Source organism: Microbacterium sp. K24, from assembly GCF_004794465.1.
Classification (GTDB): Bacteria; Actinomycetota; Actinomycetes; order Actinomycetales; family Microbacteriaceae; genus Microbacterium.
Genome location: NZ_SSDJ01000024.1, coordinates 1 through 16,332 on the forward strand (window position 1 = coordinate 1; position 16,332 = coordinate 16,332).

Genomic DNA, 16,332 nt, shown 5'->3' on the forward strand with positions numbered 1-16,332 from the left:
GCCCGGAGGGGTCGCCGCCGGAGCATCCGGATCCTCGTCGCCGAACAGGGCTGCGCGCAGCGCCGCGGCGGCATCCGCCTTCGCCTGCGCGGGCACCAGACGGCCGGCCGCATCGAGGCCGATGCGCACCACGCGTCCGTCGCCGTAGCAGCTCGCGATCAGGAACGCGCCGTTCGGGGCGACGGCCAGATGGCAGACGCTGTCGCCGACGGGAACGGGGTCTCCGAGCGGAGAGACGGCGGATTCGCCGGTGCGCGCGAAGGCCTGCACCTGGGCGTCGCCCTCGAGCGCCGCGTAGACGACGTCGAGCGACGGATGCCGCGCCAGCCACGACGGCGACGGCGTCTCGACGACGGCCCCGCGGTAAGCGAGCGTGGTGGCCTCGCGGCCCTCGTCACCCGCGAGCAGGCCGATGCCGTCGGCCGAGCCCTCCATGCCGGAGCCGTAGCCCCCGAGCCAGAACCGTGTCACGCGTCAGCCCCGATCAGTCGAGCAGATCGTGGCGCACGATGACCTGGTCGCGCTCCGGGCCGACGCCGATCACCGAGATGCGCGTGTTGCTCATCTTCTCGAGTGCCAGCACGTAGTCCTGAGCGGCCTGCGGGAGGTCTTCGAAGGTGCGGGCGGTCGAGATGTCTTCGCTCCACCCCGGGAAGTACTCCAGCACCGGCTTCGCGTGGTGGAAGTCGGTCTGGTTGACCGGCACCTCGTCGAAGTGCACGCCGTCGACGTCGTACGCCACGCACACCGGAACCTGCTCGAGACCGGTGAGGATGTCGAGCTTGGTCAGTACGAGATCGGTGATGCCGTTGATGCGGGTCGCGTAGCGCGTGATGGGTGCGTCGTACCAGCCGACCCGGCGCGGACGGCCGGTGGTCGTGCCGAACTCGAAGCCCTGCTTGCGCAGCCACTCGCCCTGCTCGTCGAACAGCTCGGTCGGGAACGGGCCCGAGCCGACGCGGGTCGTGTACGCCTTGACGATGCCGACGATGCGGTCGAGGGCGCCGGGACCGACGCCGGATCCGGTCGCCGCGCCACCGGCGGTGGCCGACGACGACGTCACGAACGGGTAGGTGCCGTGGTCGATGTCGAGCATCGTGGCTTGGCCGCCCTCGAAGACGACGACCTCGCCGCGGTCGAGCGCCTCGGCGATCAGGTAGCCGGTGTCGGCGACCATCGGGCGCAGGCGGTCGGCGTACGACAGCAGATCCTCGACGACCTCGTCGGCGGTGATCGCCCGACGGTTGAAGATCTTGACCAGCAGATGGTTCTTCTGGTCGAGCGCGCCCTCGACCTTCTGGCGCAGGATGTTCTCGTCGAAGATGTCCTGGATCCGGATGCCCACACGGTTGATCTTGTCGGCATAGGCCGGACCGATGCCGCGGCCCGTCGTGCCGATCATGCGCTTGCCGAGGAAGCGCTCGGTGACCTTGTCGAGCGTGCGGTGGTACTGCGTGATGATGTGCGCGTTCGCGCTCACCTTGAGCCGCGAGATGTCGATGCCGCGGGCGGCCAGCGCCTCGAGCTCGAAGAACAGCACCTCGAGGTCGACGACCACGCCGTTGCCGATGACCGGCGTCACGCCGGGAGACAGGATGCCGGACGGCAGAAGGTGCAGCGCATACTTCTCGTCGCCGACGACCACGGTGTGCCCGGCGTTGTTGCCGCCGTTGAACTTCACCACCCAGTCGGTGCGCTCACCGAGAAGATCGGTGGCCTTGCCCTTTCCTTCGTCGCCCCACTGCACGCCGACGATCACGATTCCTGGCATGGGTGTCCCCCCTGCTTTCGCCGGGTTTGCACCGGCCGATGAGCTGGCCCTCTTCGGGCGGTCCCATCCTATCGGGAGGGGGTTTCCGGGCTGTTTCGGGGGCCGGGGGCCGTCCGCCTCAAGTGACAAGCCATGTCACGGATGGCCCGCGAGCTCGCACGACACCGGCGCCTTATCTCTAGATCTCTTCCACTCGCTCATAGTGCGCCTCGATGCGTCGCCATTCCGGAGAGCCCTGCACGGGTGCCCGCAGCGACTCCGGCATCACGTACGCCTGCTCGTGTGTGCGTCGGGAGTTGCCGGGATTCGGAGCCGGAAGAAGTTCGTATGGCACCCAGGGGTCGTCGAGGAGCCACGAGCGGATCTCGGAGGCGTCAGCCGGCGCCTCTGTCCAGCGATGAAGCCAGCCTGCCGCGAACTTCTTCGTCTCTCCTGCCGACAGATGCGCTTGCACGAGCTCGGCATACTCGGGCGACAACCACGTCAACCATTGTGGTTGAAGCGGGAGCCCGGACCACGCCCCTCGCACAGCTCCGACCTGGGCCGTGTCGAACATGGTGTCGTTGATCTCGACGGAGCCGTAGAAACTCCCCGACCTCCGCGCGATGTGTGCGAAGAAGTCCTCGAAGGCCGCCTGCGTGCCCGAGCGTTCCCACGCCGCGAACTCGAACCTCAGCGCAATCTGCTGATATCTCGATTCGAGGTTGTTCGTCCACCCGGAGATGGTGCCGCGCTGGAAGTGCTTGCCCGTGAAGAACAACTCCGACACTTCGCACTCTTCGCGATACAGCCGATCGAAGGTCGAGGCATCGTCTCTGGGGAATCTCCCCTGCATGGGCTCGTGCGTACCAAAGCGAGTCGGCACGGCCGCCGGGCACAGCTCGGAAGCGACGTCGAGATAGACGCCGGCGAGCTCACGGGAGTCATCGCGCAAGCGATACCAGTTCACGTGGAGGTAGAGATCCTCGGCGGGTGTCATCTCCGTCCCTCGGCCGCACGCTTACGCGCGTTGGCCTCGATCTCCCGCACCCGCGCATAGTGCGCCTCGATCCGCAGAGCCTGAGGCGAATCGGGCGCGGGGTATCGCAACGATGAGGGCATGACCGTTGCGGCCTTGCTGCACCGACCGTCCAGGTCGGGGTTGAGGACTCCGCGGAACTCGGCGGGGATCCAGGGGTCGCCGCTCAGCCGGACGAGCTCGTCCGCCTCGGCTGGATGCTCCGTCCAGCGGTGGAGCATTCCCCGCGTGTTCGCCGTCGTCCGCGCAGGGTCGAGGTGCGGCGCGACGAGCTCGGCATAATCGGGAGCAAACCAGGCCATCCACTGCGGGGCCGTCGGCAGACCGCTCCACGGATCATCGAGCTTGACGTCCATCCAGGGCTGAGCCGTACCGTAGGCGCGCACGCTGACCTCGGCGAACGCGAAGAAGCAGCCGGCTCGCTCGGCGAACGCGACTAAGAACGGCTCGACGGCATCCACCGCCTTGAGCTTGACGAGCCGATCGAGCTCGAACTTCAGCGACACGCTCTGGGTGCGACTCCGCAAGTCATTCGTCCAACCAGTGATGGACCCGTAGTCGATTGGGACGCCGCCGAGGATGAGATTGCCGACATAGCAAGATTCGCGGTACATCGAGTCGAAAAGAGAGTCATCGTCCCGGGGGAACCTCCCCTGGAAGGGTTCGTAGGTCCCGAATCGCGACGGCACCCCGGGCTTGAAGTACTCGCGGGCCGTGCGAAGGTATATCTCGGCGAGATCTTTCGTGTCGTCGCGCAGTCGGTACCACTCGAGATGCAGGTACCGTTTCCTCTCCGGCTCAGCCGCTTGCACCAACACCGCGGCGAATTCCGGCGGCTCGTACGTCTGCAGGTCGATCACGGTGCCGTCGACGCGCTCCGCCAGCCGTGCAGAGAACGCGGTCGCGGCCGTCAGGGTCGGCTCCTCGGCGCTCGCTGAGAACCCGTCGGGCCCGGTCTGCACGTCATAGGAGACGTGGATGCTGTAGAGCACGGTCGCGCCCATGACCTCGGTCCATCCCTCCGGGATGTCCTCGGGCTCGAGCTGATCGGGTCCGTCGAGCTCGAATGCGGTCTCACCCGTTCGCCTGTGCACGATCGACGAGATCGTCCGGGACCGGCGATCGACCGTGGCCTTCAACCCCGGCACGGTCGAGACCACCTTCTTGAGTTCTCGCGCGTTCAGCGAGACCTTGCCGTACACATCGAGGTCGTAAGACATCGAAGTGCTCCTTTCAGAGTTCGAACCGGGCGATGAATTCGCGCAGGTGACCGAGCGCCACTTCCCGGTTGCCGCTGTTTCCGCCCAGGAAGGCGAGGTTCTCAAGCGTGGACATGAGAGTCTGCGCCGCGACATGTATCCCGGAGTGATCATCCTCGAAGAAGTCCACACGTCCTCCTGCAGCAGAGTGCAGTCCGCGGAGATCGATTTCCCCTCGCTCGTACCGCCCCGCCGACACCTCGATCTCCGACAGCAGAGACTCGTTGTGAGAGGAGAGCACCTGACGAGGCCTGCCGCGAAGCGAAGAAGGCATCGTCTTCGCGGCTCGGAGCAGTCTGCGCCTGGAGCTCGATGATCGAAGGGGGAAGAAATCGATCGGAGCCCAAGGATCGCGGGAGAGCAGGGTCTCGATCTGCTGCGCCGTCGCGGGGCTCCCCGTCCACTGATGGAGGAAGCCCTCGGGGAACGATCGAGCGACGCCCCCGGCGAGGTAGGGGTGGACAAGGGCCGCGTACTCCTCGGAGTACCACGTCAACCATTGCGGGTTGTCGGACAGGCCGGACCATTCACCCAGAGTGCGCAGCGAGGCGGAGGTCGCGTAGGCCGCGTCGTTGAGTTCCGCATACGCGGAGAAGCTTCCGATCTTCCGCGCAACCTCGACGAAGAACTCTTTGACCGCCTCGATGGCACCGGCGCCCACTAGTCCCTCGAACTCGAACGTCACCAACAGATCGACGGGCCAGTTCTCCTCCGGTGATGCCCAGCTATCGATGTAACCGCCGATCGATGGCTTCTTCCCGGTGAGCCACAGCCTGTCCGACGCGCACTCATCGGCATACATTCGGCCGAATGCGGCATCGTCGTCACGAGGAAACCGTCCCTGGAACGGCTGATGGGTGCCGAACCGGGTCGGCACGGCAAGCGGGAGGAACTCGCGCGCAGCGCGCAGATAGGTGGCCGCGAGTTCTGTGTCGCTGTCTCGCATGCAGTACCAGTGAAGGTGCAGGAACTGCTTCTCGTCGGGGGTTGCCCCTCGCGAGGGCGGGGCCTGCGCAGGCGGCTCGGCGTTCTGCGGATCGATGATCCGGCCCTCCACCCGAGCCGCGAGAGCCCGCGCGAAGTCGAACGCGGATCGAACGTCGCCATCATCGCCGACATCCGCATGGATCTCATACAACGCGGTTGCGCCCGAGAGGAACTTGCGCCATCCCCCGGGGAGGTCGTCTTCGTCGATGGCGAATGGACCGTCGAGAGTGAGCCTGAGTTGCGTGGAGTCTTCGTGGACGCCCACGATGACCGTTCGCTCGTCGTCCCACTCGGTGACGAGGCCGGCCATCAATGCGATGACCTCCGCCATCTCGTTCGCCGACAAGGAATGCGTGCCGTACACCTCAAGGTCGAACGACACAGTGGTCTCCCCTCGTCTTCGATCCGGCGCGCGCCATCATTCTCCATCTTCGGGTCGCCCTCGCCACGTTACCGACATGCCCGAGTCACCGGGGTATATCGCATCCGACGCTCAGGGCGAGCGACGGATCATCTCCTCGGCTGAGCGGCTACGTTTGCGGCGTATGGTGTGTGCGCAGCACATGAACGAGAGCCTTCTTCATCTGGTCAGCCTCGCCCGGCTCGATTCCGACCAACGATGAGAACTCCCAATCGTCGATGGCCAGGCGCGATTGCGAGATGGCGTTCGCGAGGACAGCAATCTCGTCCAAAGTGACGACGAATGCCCCGACGGCATCGGGGGAGACGTCGTCGATTGGACGTTCGGGAAGTGTCAAGAACTGCATGTTTCAGCCAATCAGTTGAGCTGTGACACAAAGTAGTCGTATTCATCACGAGGCAGGAACACCGTCGGCCGTCCGCCGTCCATAGGCTGGCGGGAAAGCGACGGATGCTGTCGCTCCGGAGCCTCGCTCGATGTCGGAAGCCACTGCCAGGATCGGAGGATGCCTGAAGCTGTTTCCGGTGTCCCCGGAGTCCGCACGACTACCCCCGCGCCCGGCGGGCAGGGCGCGCCCAGGAAGCAGGGCGCGCTGGTCCTCATCGCCGCACTGGTGACGGTGGTGCTCTGGGCCTCGGCGTTCATCGGCATCCGCGGCGCCGGACCGCACTACGACCCGGGCGCGCTCGCGTTGCTGCGGATGGCCGTCGGCACGGTCGTGCTGACGATCATCGCCGTGCGGCACGGCATCCGTCTGCCCGAGCGACGGCACTGGTGGCTCATCGCGGTATGGGGCGTCGGCTGGTTCTGCGTCTACAACCTCGCGCTCAACAGCGCGGAGCGCACCCTCGACGCCGGCACCGCCGCGATGGTGGTGAACCTCGCACCGCTGATGGTCGTCGTCTTCAGCGGACTGTTCCTGCGCGAGGGCTTCCCGAAGCCGCTCATCATCGGGGCACCGATCGCGTTCCTCGGCGTCGTGCTGATCGGCATGAACTCCTCCACGAACGAGGGGCCCGACATCACCGGGCTCCTGCTCGCCCTGCTGGCCGCCGTCATGTACGCCGGATGCACGCTCCTGCAGAAGCGACTCCTCACGGCCGGCACAGATGCGACGACGCTGACCTGGCTCGGCGCGATCGCCGGCACCGTCGCCCTGCTGCCGTGGATCGGCAGTCTCATCGGCGCCCTGCAGTCCGCACCGCTCGACTCGACGCTGTGGGTGGTCTACCTCGGCATCTTCCCCACAGCCGTCGCCTTCACCACCTGGGCGTACGTGCTGCAGCGCAGCACCGCCGGGCAGACCTCGGCGACCACCTACGTCGTGCCGGCGATCGCGATCCTCATGTCGTGGGCGATCCTCGGCGAAGTGCCGACACCGCTGATGTTCCTCGGCGGTGCGCTGTGCCTGCTCGGCGTGCTCGTCACGCGGATGCGCTGGCGGCGTCAGGCGGCCTGACGCCCTGATTCCGGTCGCAGTCTCTGCCCGGTCGCGTTCGCTCCGGTCGCACTTTCTGCCGCGCCTGCGCGTTCGGAACGGCAGAAATCGCGACCGGAACGCCCGATGGGCTCTCGGCTCAGCGCTCGCCGATCACGTTCCGCGCGATGCCGAGTTCGGCGAGCCGGGCGGCGGCCAGCGTCCGCTTCAGCTCCAGGGCTTCGCCGATCTCACCGGCCAGCCGCGGACGACTCTGGATCAGCGCGTCGACCGTCGACAGCGGCAGCACCACGAGGGTGAGGATCTCGCCGGCGATCGTGACCGCCTGCGTGCGCTCGCGGGTGAGGGCCGTATGCCCGACGATGTCGCCCTTCTCCGCACTCGCGAACTCGATGCGACCGCCCTCGGCCTCGACGGCGAGCACCGCGCGTCCCGACACGACGACACGCACCTCATCGGGCACGATGCCGCTGGGAAGCACGACCTCGCCGACGCCGTAGCGCTCGAGTCGTGCACCCGCGGTCACGGCCTCGATGTCGTCGTCGCGCAGATGCAGCGTGGGGGCGATCGCCGTGATCGCCTCGACCAGCCGCTGAGGTTCGGCGAGCGGATCGGTCGAATCGCCGTCCAGCGCGAAGCCGCGGCGCCTGGCCGCGTACCAGAGCCAGGACAGGTACATCGAGAGGGCGCGCGAAGCGTCAGCCGGCCCGGCCACCGGGATCGACACCCCGTACGCGCCGGCGCCCGAGTAGTCGACCGTGACATGCTCGCGGGGCAGCTTCATCGGCAGCGCCTCCGCCACCGTACGCAGCAGCGACATGACCTCGTGCGGCGGATCGTCGGTCGAGAACTTCACCGGCGTCTCGGCCCAGTGCGGGCCCTCCGGCTCGCTCAGGTTCGTGAACGACGCCCCGGAGAGGGTCGAGTTCGGCACGATCTGAATGCCGGCGCCCGTCTCGATGTGCACCGCGCGCCAGTTGACCTCGACGACCCGGCCCTTGACGCCCGCGGCATCCAGCCAGTCCCCGATCTTGAACGGCTGCTCGAAGAGCAGGAGCAGGCCCGAGATGACGCCGCCGACCGCGTTCTGCAGGGCGAGGCCGATGACGATCGACCCGACACCGAGCGCCGTGAAGATGCCGCCGACGTCGGCATCCCACACCCAGGAGAAGAGCAGCGCGAGACCGACGCCCACCAGCACGAGCCGGCCGATCTCGACGAAGATCGTCGGGATGCGTCCGCGCCAGGAGTCCTTCTGCGCATTGGCGAAAAGTGCGACGTTGAAGGCGGAGAGCACGAGCAGGATGACGAGGAAGCCGAACACCGTGGCGACGACCCGCGTCCACACCTGATCGGCGGGCGACTGGATCGCGAAGGCGAGCAGCGCGAACAGCGCGCCGACGGGGATGACTCCGTTGCGCAGCATCCGCAGCGGCTTCGCCACCGGGCTGCCGCGGCGCGTCAGCGCCCCGATGATCTCGGTGAGCACGACGAGGAGCACGGGCACGCCGACGGCGAGCGCGATGACCCACCACGCCCATCCGTCCTCGAATGCGTCGGCCACCGTCAGACCACCACCTTCCAGACGGTCTCTGTCCTGCCCTGCGTCTCGACCGTGCCGGCCTCGACGTAGTTCACCAGCTCCTGGGTGCGGTCGCGCACCGTCTGGCTGACGTAGATGCCCGGTTCGCCGGTGACCGAGCGCACGCGGTAGGCGAGGTTCACCGCGTCGCCCCACAGGTCGTACGCGAGCGACGTGCGTGCGACGAGGCCGCTGGTGACCGTGCCCGTGTCGACACCGGCACGGAGCCCGACCTGCGTGCCGTTCTGCGCGTTGAAGCGCTCGAGCACGCCGAGCAGGTTGCGGGCGAAATCGACGCTGCGGCGGATGTTGTCGACCCGCGGCACGATCAGCCCGGACGACGCGAGATAGCCCCCGCGGAGCGTGCGGACCTTCTCGACACCGGCCTTCTCAGCCGCTTCGTCGAAGCCGCGCATGAGGGTGTTGAGAAGCGCGATCTCCTGTTCGGGGCTCTGACCGCGGACGGCGTCGTCGAAGCCGACCAGCTCCGCGAAGACCACGGACACGTTCTCGTGCGCTTCGGAGATCGTCTCGTCGCCCTGCTTGTACTTCGCCGCGACGCTCTCCGGCATGAGCGTGTGCAGCAGCTTCTCGTTCTCTTTGTGCTGCTCCTCGATGAGGTCCTGTTTGATGCGCAGACTCGAGGCCATGTCGTTGAACGCGCTGCCGAGGTCGCCGAACTCGTCGCGGGAACCCTGCGGCACCTGCACGTCGAGGTCGCCTTCGGCGACCCGGTGCACGGCGCCGACCAGGCGATGGATCGGGCGGGTGAAGACCTGCGCGAGCAGCAGCGACAGCAGCGAGACGCCGAGCAGGATGCCGAGCAGCGACAGCAGCACATTGCGGGTGAAGACGTTCACCGGCTCGAAAGCCTCGGCGGTGTCGATGCGCGCGATGATGACCCAGTCGAGCCCCTCGATCTCCAGCGGGGCATACGTGGTGACGCTGTCTCCGCCGATGTAGTCGCGGCCGACGACGGTGCCGCTGCGCCCGGCCTGCGCCTCCCCCACGGCGAACGTGTTGACGGGCTGCAGCAGCACGGTGCCCTTGACCTCGCCGATCCGGTTCGCGATCGTGGGGGCGATCCCGCCGCTGATGAGCCGCTTGACGTAGTCCTCGGGGTCTTCCTCGAGGCGCCGAGAAGTGCTGCGCATGAGGTCGTCGCGCCCCACCAGGTAGACCTCGCCGGTGTCGCCGAGGCCCTGCTTCTTCCATTCCTTGCTGCCGGTCATCACGTCGTTGATCTGGTCGAGCGGCACCTGGAGCGCCATGGCGCCCGTGATCCCGCTCTCATTGCCGACCGGGGAGATGACCCACATGGTCGGCACGTTGAGCGAGGGGATCCACCGCTCGAAGTCGGTGAGTCCGATCGAATCGACCGAGTTGGTGGCGATCGTGTCGCGGTAGGTCTGCGCGAAGGCGGTGTCGCGATAGGGGCCCGTGTTGACGTTCGTACCGAGGTCGATGCCCTTGTAGGCGGAGAAGACCACGTCGCCGTCGAGGTTGAGCAGGAGCGCGTCCTCGTATCCGGCCTGTTGGATCAGCCTCGTGAAGTAGTCGCCGTAGCGCTCCGCTCCGGCGGAGTAGCTCGTGCCGTCGCCCGTGTCGTTCCCGGTGAGAAGCGTGTCGTAGTCGGCGTCGAAGTCCTGGTTCTTCACGGTGTACTGCAGCTGCAGGTAGCGGCCCGCGTTCGATTCCGGGATGAAGGCCTCGTCGCCGTATTCCTCGCCGGCGCGGCTCTCGAGCTCGGGGATGAACGTGTCGGCGTAGTAGGCCTCGAGCGGCGCGAGCTGATCGTCGGTCACCTCCTGCTGCTGCAGCTCGTCCCAGGCGGCGTTCATCGTGTTCGACAGGGTCTGCGCGCTCAGGTTGCGCGACTGCAGCGAGGCGTCGCGCTTGACGTCGGCGATCGCCTCGGTGATCTCCGTCGCGCGCATGGACCGGATGGTGATGAGCTGGTCGACGGCGGCATCGTGCAGCGAGTCGCGTCCGTTGATGAATCCGATCGCTCCGACGACGATGGACGAGGCCAGGCTCACCGCGAGGAGCATGATCAGCAGCTTCGACTGGATGCTCAGCCCGGCACGGCCGCGCCACGTCCTCCGGGGTGTGATCGTGGTCGCCGAATCCGTGCCGCTGTCGCTCATGTGCCCCTCCGCCATCGCGCCTGCTGCGTCCGAGTCCGAACATATCGATATATCGGTCCCGCGGTCTACGGCGCGATTCCGCTACAGTGACCGGCGGAGGCGAATATGACGACCTGGTGGCCCTACGCACGACTCGCAGCAGCAGTCCTCGCCGTCGCGGCGATCGTCGCCCAACTCGCTCGATCGATCGAGGTCGCCCAGAGCGCCGACACGGACTACGGCCGACACATGCCGACCGTGATCGCGAACTTCTTCAGCTTCTTCACGATCGAGTCGAACGTCCTCGCCGCGGTCGCTCTCGCGATCGGCGGCATCTGGGCGCTGCGGCAGAAGGACGCGAAGCTCGTCGAACCGCGGTGGCTCGCGGTGCTGCTCGTGTGCGCGAGCACCTACATGATCGTGACCGGCGTCGTCTACAACACTCTGCTCCGCGGCATCCCCCTCCCCCAGGGCTCCACCGTCCCCTGGTCGAACGAAGTGCTGCACGTGGTCATCCCGCTGATCATGCTCCTCGACGTGCTGTTCGCTCCCCGACGCCGCGCGCTCGGCTGGGGCACCGTCGGCATCGCGGCGATCTTCCCGATCGTCTGGGTCGTCTACACGCTGATCCGCGCGAACCTCGTCATCGCTCCGGCGACCGGCAACCCGTACTGGTACCCCTACCCGTTCCTCGACCCGCACCAGTCGGGCGGATACGTCGCGGTCAGCCTCTACGTGCTGCTGATCGCCGCGATCATCATCGGCGCCGCAGCCCTCGTGGTCTGGGTCAGCCGGCGGCGCGGCGCCCACGTCACCGTCGCCGACTGATCCGGGCACCCCTGCCCGCCGGTCGGGCGGCCGGATGCGGTTACGCTGGTCCGCGGGGGATGGCTGAGACGCGTGTCCCCGTGTGACCGAGGGAGCCACCCATGAACGAGCCCTACGCGCCGGACCCGCAGGCGAGCTCTGCGCCCCCGCCTCCTCCTGCTCCGAGCTACCCGCCCGCGCCCCCCGCGCCTTCCGCCGGATCCGCGCCGCGCGAGGCGCCGACCTCTCGGACCGAGGGTGTTTCGGGCTCGAAGAACCAGGGAGCACCGACCGAGGCGGAGATGTCCCGCGCGGCGGCCGTGCTCACGGTGATCTCGGACTCCTACTCCGCGAAGATGGTCGGCCAGGACCGCCTGAGGATGAGCCTGCTCGTGTCGCTCATCGCCGGCGGGCACATCCTGCTGGAGAGCGTGCCGGGCCTCGCCAAGACGACGGCCGCCAGCACGCTCGCCGACACCGTCAAGGCGCAGTTCAAGCGCATCCAGTGCACGCCCGACCTGCTCCCCAGCGACATCACCGGCAGCCAGATCTACGAGTCGGCGACCGGCTCGTTCCGCACGGTCCTCGGTCCGGTGCACGCGAACTTCGTGCTGCTCGACGAGATCAACCGCTCCAGCGCCAAGACGCAGAGCGCGATGCTCGAGGCGATGCAGGAGCATCAGACCACGATCGGCGGCGAGATCCATCCGCTGCCGAAGCCGTTCCTCGTGATCGCCACGCAGAACCCCATCGAGCAGGAGGGCACGTACGAGCTGCCCGAGGCCCAGATGGACCGGTTCCTGCTCAAGGAGATCGTGGAGTACCCGAGCCCGGCCGAGGAGTTCGAGATCCTCGGGCGCATCGACTCCGGTGTGCTCGACCCCGATCGGCACGTGACGAGCGCGGTCACCCTCGACGACGTGCACCTGCTGCAGGACGTCGCCAGCCGCATCTATGTCGACCCGGCGATCCGCAACTACATCGTCTCGATCGCCTACGTCACCCGGAACCCCGCGCCGTACATCGGCGAGGAGCGCGCCCGCCTCATCAAGTACGGCGCGAGCCCGCGGGCGAGCATCGCCTTCCTGCAGGCCTCCCGCGCCCTGGCGCTCCTGAACGGCCGTGCGCACGTGCTCCCCGAGGACATCCGCGCGCTCCGCCACCTGGTGCTGCGCCACCGCGTGCTGCTGACGTTCGAGGCCGACGCCGAGGGCATCCGCAGCGAGGAGATCATCGACGAGATCTTCGCCGCCGTGCCGACCCCCTGACCCCGCCATGCCCAGCCTGATCACCCAGGTGAAGAGCAAGCTCTTCATCCACTCGTCGCGCAAGTCGCTGCACGCGCTCGACGGCGCCTACGCGTCGCTGCTGCACGGTCGCAGTCTCGATTTCGAGGACCTGCGCAAATACGAGTACGGCGATCAGGTGCGCGACATCGACTGGCGTGCCACGGCGCGGCTGGGCGCCCCGCTGGTCAAGCGTCATCGCGCGATGCGCATGCACACGATCCTGTTCGTCGTCGACACCGGACGCTCGATGACGGCCCTCGCGCACGACGAGAAGGCGAAGAAGGATCTCGCGATCCTCGCGGCCGGCGTGCTGGGAGTGCTCGCGCTCCGTCACGGCGACGACTTCTCCACGGTCTACGGCGACGCCGATCGGGTGCGTCGCCGCGCCCCGGGCCGCAGCGAGGGGGCCCTCGAGCACGCGCTGCGCACGATCGACAGGGCCATCGACGAGAGCACCGCCCCGAGCGACCGCGACGCTCTGCTGTCGTATGTCACGCGCACGATCTCGCGGCGCATGATCGTCGTCGTGATCACCGACGAGGCGCCGATCACCGACGAGACCGAGCGGATGCTGCGCCGCCTGCGCGTGCAGCACGACGTGCTCTGGCTCACCGTGCGCGACGCCGACCCCGTGCTCGACCACGCCACGCGCATGATCCGCAGCGATGTGGACAGCCGGTGGGACGTGCCGGACTTCGTGCAGGGCGATCTCGGCATCGTCGGCGAGCTGACCGCGCAGACCGAGGCCGATGCCGCGCACCTCGCCGAGACGCTCCAGCGCATGGAGATCAGCCACGCCGTGCTCGACGGGCAGGACGACGCCGTGTCGCAGCTGCTGCAGCTGCTGAACCGGAGGTCTCATGCCGGGATCTGACGAGCTCTACCCGCCGGCGCAGTACGGCTGGGGATGGATGCTGCTCGCGATCGGCATCCTGGCCCTGCTGGTGCTCGGCGCCTGGCTGCTGATCGTGCTCACCCGCCCGCGGCGCGCCGCCACCGCACCAGCGGATGCCGGAGGGCGGGCTCTGCTCACCGGCGACGTGCTCTCGCAGCTGCGCACCGAGTATCTGGAGCGCATCCAGATGGTCGAGACGGACTACCGCGAGCGCAAGCTCTCCGCGCGCAACGCGAACCTCGAGCTGAGCCGCATCGTGCGCACCTTCGTGAACGAGTACAGCGGACTGGAGGCCCCGGTGCTGGCGCTCGACGATCTCGTCGCACGCGGCGTGCACCCCTCTCTCATCGATGCGATGGGCCGTCACTACTACCCGAGCATCTTCCGCCAGGGACCCGCGATCGATCCGGTCGCCGGCGCCGAAGCGGCGCGGACGGTGGTGCGCACATGGCACTAGCGAACTTCTGGATGATCATCGTCGCGCTCGCGGTCGTGCTGGTCGCGCTCGGCATCGGACTCGCGCTCGGTCTGCGCCGCAGCAGGCACGGCGCCGCCGGCGAACGCGCACGGGTCGCGCGCGCCGAGCGCCTGCGCACCCTGCCGGCGTTCCGCCAGGCGCTGACGCGTCGCGTGCTCGCGCTGACCGGCATTCTCGTGCTCGGCACGCTGACGACGGTCGCCGCCGGTGTGGTCGCCGCCCGGCCGATGTCGTCGCAGACGATCCAGCCCGTGAACACCAGCCGCGACATCATGCTGTGCCTCGACGTCTCCGGTTCGATGACCGAGGTCGACGTCGAGGTGATCAGCGTCTTCGAGGACCTTCTGGAGGACTTCGAGGGCGAGCGCATCGGCCTGACGATCTTCAACAGCTCACCCGTGCAGATCTTCCCGCTGACCGACGACTACGACTTCATCCGCGAGCATCTGGCGAGCATCAGGGAGAGCTTCGACTACGTCGACGAGATCCCGGAGCACTGGGTCGGCACGCTCAACGGCGAGGGCGCCTCGCTGATCGGCGACGGACTCGCGGCCTGCACGCTGGGCTTCGATCGCCCCGACGACGAGCGGTCGCGCTCCGTGATCTTCGCGACCGACAACGAGATCAACGGCGCCTCGATCGTGACGCTGGAGGAGGCCGCCGGCTACGCGAAGGCCAAGGGCGTGCGCGTGTTCGCGCTGAACCCGGTGGAGGGCAAGGACGCCGCGGTCAGCGCCGAGCTCGCCGCCGCGGCCGAGACGACCGGTGGCGCGGCCTACGGGCTGCGCGACACGACCACCGTGTCGGACATCGTCACCGAGGTGCAGGAGCAGGAGGCCACCGAGCTGCGCGGCGAGGCGCAGATCGTCTGGGTGGACAGTCCGAATCTGTGGATCGTCGTGCTGGCCGTCGGGCTCCTCTCGTTCGCCGTCGTGCTGTGGAGGGTGAGACTGTGATCGTCCAGCCCGTCCTCCATCCGCTGCTGCTGGTGCTGCTGTTCGCGCCCGTCGTCGCGCTCGCCGTCTGGCTGATCGTGCGCGGCGGCCCTTCGACCGGCTCGACGACCCCGGGGTCGGCATCCGGGGCCGCACGCGCGAAGTCCGGCGCCCGCGTCCTGTGGGCGCTCCGGCTGCTGCTCCTCCTGGCCTGCTTCGTGATGCTGCTGCGCCCCGGCATCCCCGGCGGCGCGACGCAGACGCTCGCCACCGACACCGACATCGTGCTCGTCGTCGACACCACCGCCAGCATCGTCGCGGAGGACTGGGACGACGGCCGGCCCCGACTCGACGGGGTCCGCGAGGACGTGCGCGCGATCGTCGAGGAGTACCCGGGTGCGCGCTTCGCGCTCATCACGTCCGATGCGGCGGCGGAGCTGCGGATGCCGTTGACCACCGACACCACGGCGCTCATCGGGTCGCTGGACGTGCTGCGCCCCGAGGTGACCAGCCAGTCGCGCGGCAGCTCGATCGGCATCGCCGCCCCGCTGCTGTCCGAGACCCTGGCGGCGGCCGCGGAGTCGTCGCCGGATCGCGCACGGATGGTCTTCTATTTCGGCGACGGCGAGCAGACCGTCGAGACGGCGCCCGAACCCTTCACGGCGAGCGCCAAGTACACGGATGCCGGTGGCGTCTTCGGATATGGAACGGCCGAAGGCGGCCCCATGCGCATCACGGGCGGCGGCCTCGGGGCCGACGAGGGGTACATCGAGTACGAGGGCGCGAACGCGCTGTCGGTGATCGATGAGCGCAACCTCGAGACGGTGGCGGAACAGCTCGGTGTGGAGTACGAGCACCGGACGGCGGATGCCGCGCCCTCGCTGCCGGCCGCCCCGTCGACCACCACGAGCTACGCGGAGTCCGGCGAGGTAGGCAACGTCACCGAGCTGTACTGGATCGCGGCCCTCGTGATCGTCGCGCTCCTCGGTGTCGAGCTGCTCCGCGCGACGATGCTGATCGCGCGGCTGCGCCAGCTCACGGCGCCTCGCTCACCGGTCGTCGAGCGAGGAGCGAAGCGACGAGACGAAACGCGCCCGACGACCACCGAGGGAGGTGCCTCGTGACCGACCCCTCGATGAGCTCGGCCGACGACGGCGCGGCCGCCGCCCTCCTCCGGTCGAACCGGCGTCGCCGCAGCATCCGCCGTTGGGTGGCGATCGGAACCTTCCCGCTCACGCTCGCCGCGCTGTTGTTCGTCGGCAAGCTGCTGAGCATGTACGCGTTCGCCCACCAGGCGATCACGGCCTACGTCGTCGACGACTACGC

General features: G+C 68.0%; 15 protein-coding genes and 1 pseudogene. 8 read left to right on the forward strand and 8 right to left on the reverse strand.

Annotated elements, in window-relative coordinates:
• The 6 genes from DW306_RS00790 to DW306_RS00815 form a co-directional block, all read right to left on the reverse strand.
• Positions 1-471: beta-propeller fold lactonase family protein (locus tag DW306_RS00790; RefSeq protein WP_136053752.1), on the reverse strand; the 471-nt coding region annotated here is incomplete at its 3' end.
• 13 nt (positions 472-484) lie between these two features.
• Positions 485-1,771 carry an adenylosuccinate synthase gene (locus tag DW306_RS00795; RefSeq protein ID WP_136053753.1) on the reverse strand — a complete coding sequence of 429 codons (1,287 nt, stop codon included), beginning with the start codon at positions 1,769-1,771 and terminating at the stop codon, positions 485-487.
• Positions 1,772-1,949: 178 nt separating this feature from the next.
• Positions 1,950-2,750 carry a hypothetical protein gene (locus DW306_RS00800; protein ID WP_136053754.1) on the reverse strand — a complete coding sequence of 267 codons (801 nt, stop codon included), beginning with the start codon at positions 2,748-2,750 and terminating at the stop codon, positions 1,950-1,952.
• Entirely contained in the window at positions 2,747-4,009 is a 1,263-nt protein-coding gene (locus DW306_RS00805; protein WP_136053755.1) for a hypothetical protein, read from the reverse strand. Before DW306_RS00805 ends, DW306_RS00800 begins: the two co-directional genes overlap by 4 nt.
• A 13-nt stretch (positions 4,010-4,022) precedes the next feature.
• Positions 4,023-5,417: a hypothetical protein gene (locus DW306_RS00810; RefSeq protein WP_136053756.1), complete on the reverse strand. Its 1,395-nt coding sequence runs from the start codon at positions 5,415-5,417 to the stop codon at positions 4,023-4,025.
• 148 nt (positions 5,418-5,565) lie between these two features.
• Positions 5,566-5,802 carry a hypothetical protein gene (locus DW306_RS00815; RefSeq protein ID WP_168429187.1) on the reverse strand — a complete coding sequence of 79 codons (237 nt, stop codon included), beginning with the start codon at positions 5,800-5,802 and terminating at the stop codon, positions 5,566-5,568.
• 159 nt (positions 5,803-5,961) lie between these two features.
• Here DW306_RS00815 and DW306_RS00820 point away from each other — a divergent pair, with 159 nt between their 5' ends.
• Positions 5,962-6,915 carry a DMT family transporter gene (locus DW306_RS00820; protein ID WP_136053758.1) on the forward strand — a complete coding sequence of 318 codons (954 nt, stop codon included), beginning with the start codon at positions 5,962-5,964 and terminating at the stop codon, positions 6,913-6,915.
• A gap of 118 nt (positions 6,916-7,033) precedes the next feature.
• On the opposite strand, the gene DW306_RS00825 is transcribed toward DW306_RS00820, so the two are convergent.
• Positions 7,034-8,458 carry a mechanosensitive ion channel domain-containing protein gene (locus DW306_RS00825; RefSeq protein WP_136053759.1) on the reverse strand — a complete coding sequence of 475 codons (1,425 nt, stop codon included), beginning with the start codon at positions 8,456-8,458 and terminating at the stop codon, positions 7,034-7,036.
• A gap of 2 nt (positions 8,459-8,460) precedes the next feature.
• Positions 8,461-10,623, reverse strand: coding sequence for an adenylate/guanylate cyclase domain-containing protein (locus tag DW306_RS00830; RefSeq protein WP_168429188.1), 2,163 nt, complete (start codon positions 10,621-10,623; stop codon positions 8,461-8,463).
• A 105-nt stretch (positions 10,624-10,728) separates the two neighbouring features.
• On the opposite strand from DW306_RS00830, the gene DW306_RS00835 reads away from it, so the two are divergent.
• From DW306_RS00835 to DW306_RS00865, 7 genes and pseudogenes are all read left to right on the forward strand, one after another.
• Entirely contained in the window at positions 10,729-11,430 is a 702-nt protein-coding gene (locus DW306_RS00835; protein ID WP_136053761.1) for a Pr6Pr family membrane protein, read from the forward strand.
• 281 nt (positions 11,431-11,711) lie between these two features.
• Positions 11,712-12,677: an AAA family ATPase gene (locus DW306_RS00840; protein ID WP_136053765.1), complete on the forward strand. Its 966-nt coding sequence runs from the start codon at positions 11,712-11,714 to the stop codon at positions 12,675-12,677.
• A gap of 7 nt (positions 12,678-12,684) precedes the next feature.
• Positions 12,685-13,572 carry a DUF58 domain-containing protein gene (locus DW306_RS00845; RefSeq protein ID WP_136053762.1) on the forward strand — a complete coding sequence of 296 codons (888 nt, stop codon included), beginning with the start codon at positions 12,685-12,687 and terminating at the stop codon, positions 13,570-13,572.
• Positions 13,559-14,050 carry a hypothetical protein gene (locus DW306_RS00850; RefSeq protein WP_136053763.1) on the forward strand — a complete coding sequence of 164 codons (492 nt, stop codon included), beginning with the start codon at positions 13,559-13,561 and terminating at the stop codon, positions 14,048-14,050. The genes DW306_RS00845 and DW306_RS00850 overlap by 14 nt, the downstream gene beginning before the upstream one ends.
• On the forward strand, positions 14,041-15,027 hold the full coding sequence (locus tag DW306_RS00855) for a VWA domain-containing protein (RefSeq protein ID WP_240746996.1): 987 nt from the start codon (positions 14,041-14,043) through the stop codon (positions 15,025-15,027). The genes DW306_RS00850 and DW306_RS00855 overlap by 10 nt, the downstream gene beginning before the upstream one ends.
• Positions 15,024-16,130 carry a VWA domain-containing protein gene (locus DW306_RS00860; protein ID WP_136053764.1) on the forward strand — a complete coding sequence of 369 codons (1,107 nt, stop codon included), beginning with the start codon at positions 15,024-15,026 and terminating at the stop codon, positions 16,128-16,130. The genes DW306_RS00855 and DW306_RS00860 overlap by 4 nt, the downstream gene beginning before the upstream one ends.
• Positions 16,127-16,332 (forward strand): annotated as a pseudogene (locus tag DW306_RS00865) (hypothetical protein); the annotation flags it as partial. The gene DW306_RS00860 and the pseudogene DW306_RS00865, both read left to right, overlap by 4 nt.

Coding starts and splice junctions, on each gene's coding strand:
- DW306_RS00795 (WP_136053753.1), bottom strand. CDS start 1,771: ATGCCAGGAATCGTGATCGTCGGCGTGCAGTGGGGCGACGAAGGAAAG.
- DW306_RS00800 (WP_136053754.1), bottom strand. CDS start 2,750: ATGACACCCGCCGAGGATCTCTACCTCCACGTGAACTGGTATCGCTTG.
- DW306_RS00805 (WP_136053755.1), bottom strand. CDS start 4,009: ATGTCTTACGACCTCGATGTGTACGGCAAGGTCTCGCTGAACGCGCGA.
- DW306_RS00815 (WP_168429187.1), bottom strand. CDS start 5,802: ATGCAGTTCTTGACACTTCCCGAACGTCCAATCGACGACGTCTCCCCC.
- DW306_RS00820 (WP_136053758.1), top strand. CDS start 5,962: ATGCCTGAAGCTGTTTCCGGTGTCCCCGGAGTCCGCACGACTACCCCC.
- DW306_RS00830 (WP_168429188.1), bottom strand. CDS start 10,623: ATGAGCGACAGCGGCACGGATTCGGCGACCACGATCACACCCCGGAGG.
- DW306_RS00835 (WP_136053761.1), top strand. CDS start 10,729: ATGACGACCTGGTGGCCCTACGCACGACTCGCAGCAGCAGTCCTCGCC.
- DW306_RS00840 (WP_136053765.1), top strand. CDS start 11,712: ATGTCCCGCGCGGCGGCCGTGCTCACGGTGATCTCGGACTCCTACTCC.
- DW306_RS00845 (WP_136053762.1), top strand. CDS start 12,685: ATGCCCAGCCTGATCACCCAGGTGAAGAGCAAGCTCTTCATCCACTCG.
- DW306_RS00850 (WP_136053763.1), top strand. CDS start 13,559: ATGCCGGGATCTGACGAGCTCTACCCGCCGGCGCAGTACGGCTGGGGA.
- DW306_RS00855 (WP_240746996.1), top strand. CDS start 14,041: ATGGCACTAGCGAACTTCTGGATGATCATCGTCGCGCTCGCGGTCGTG.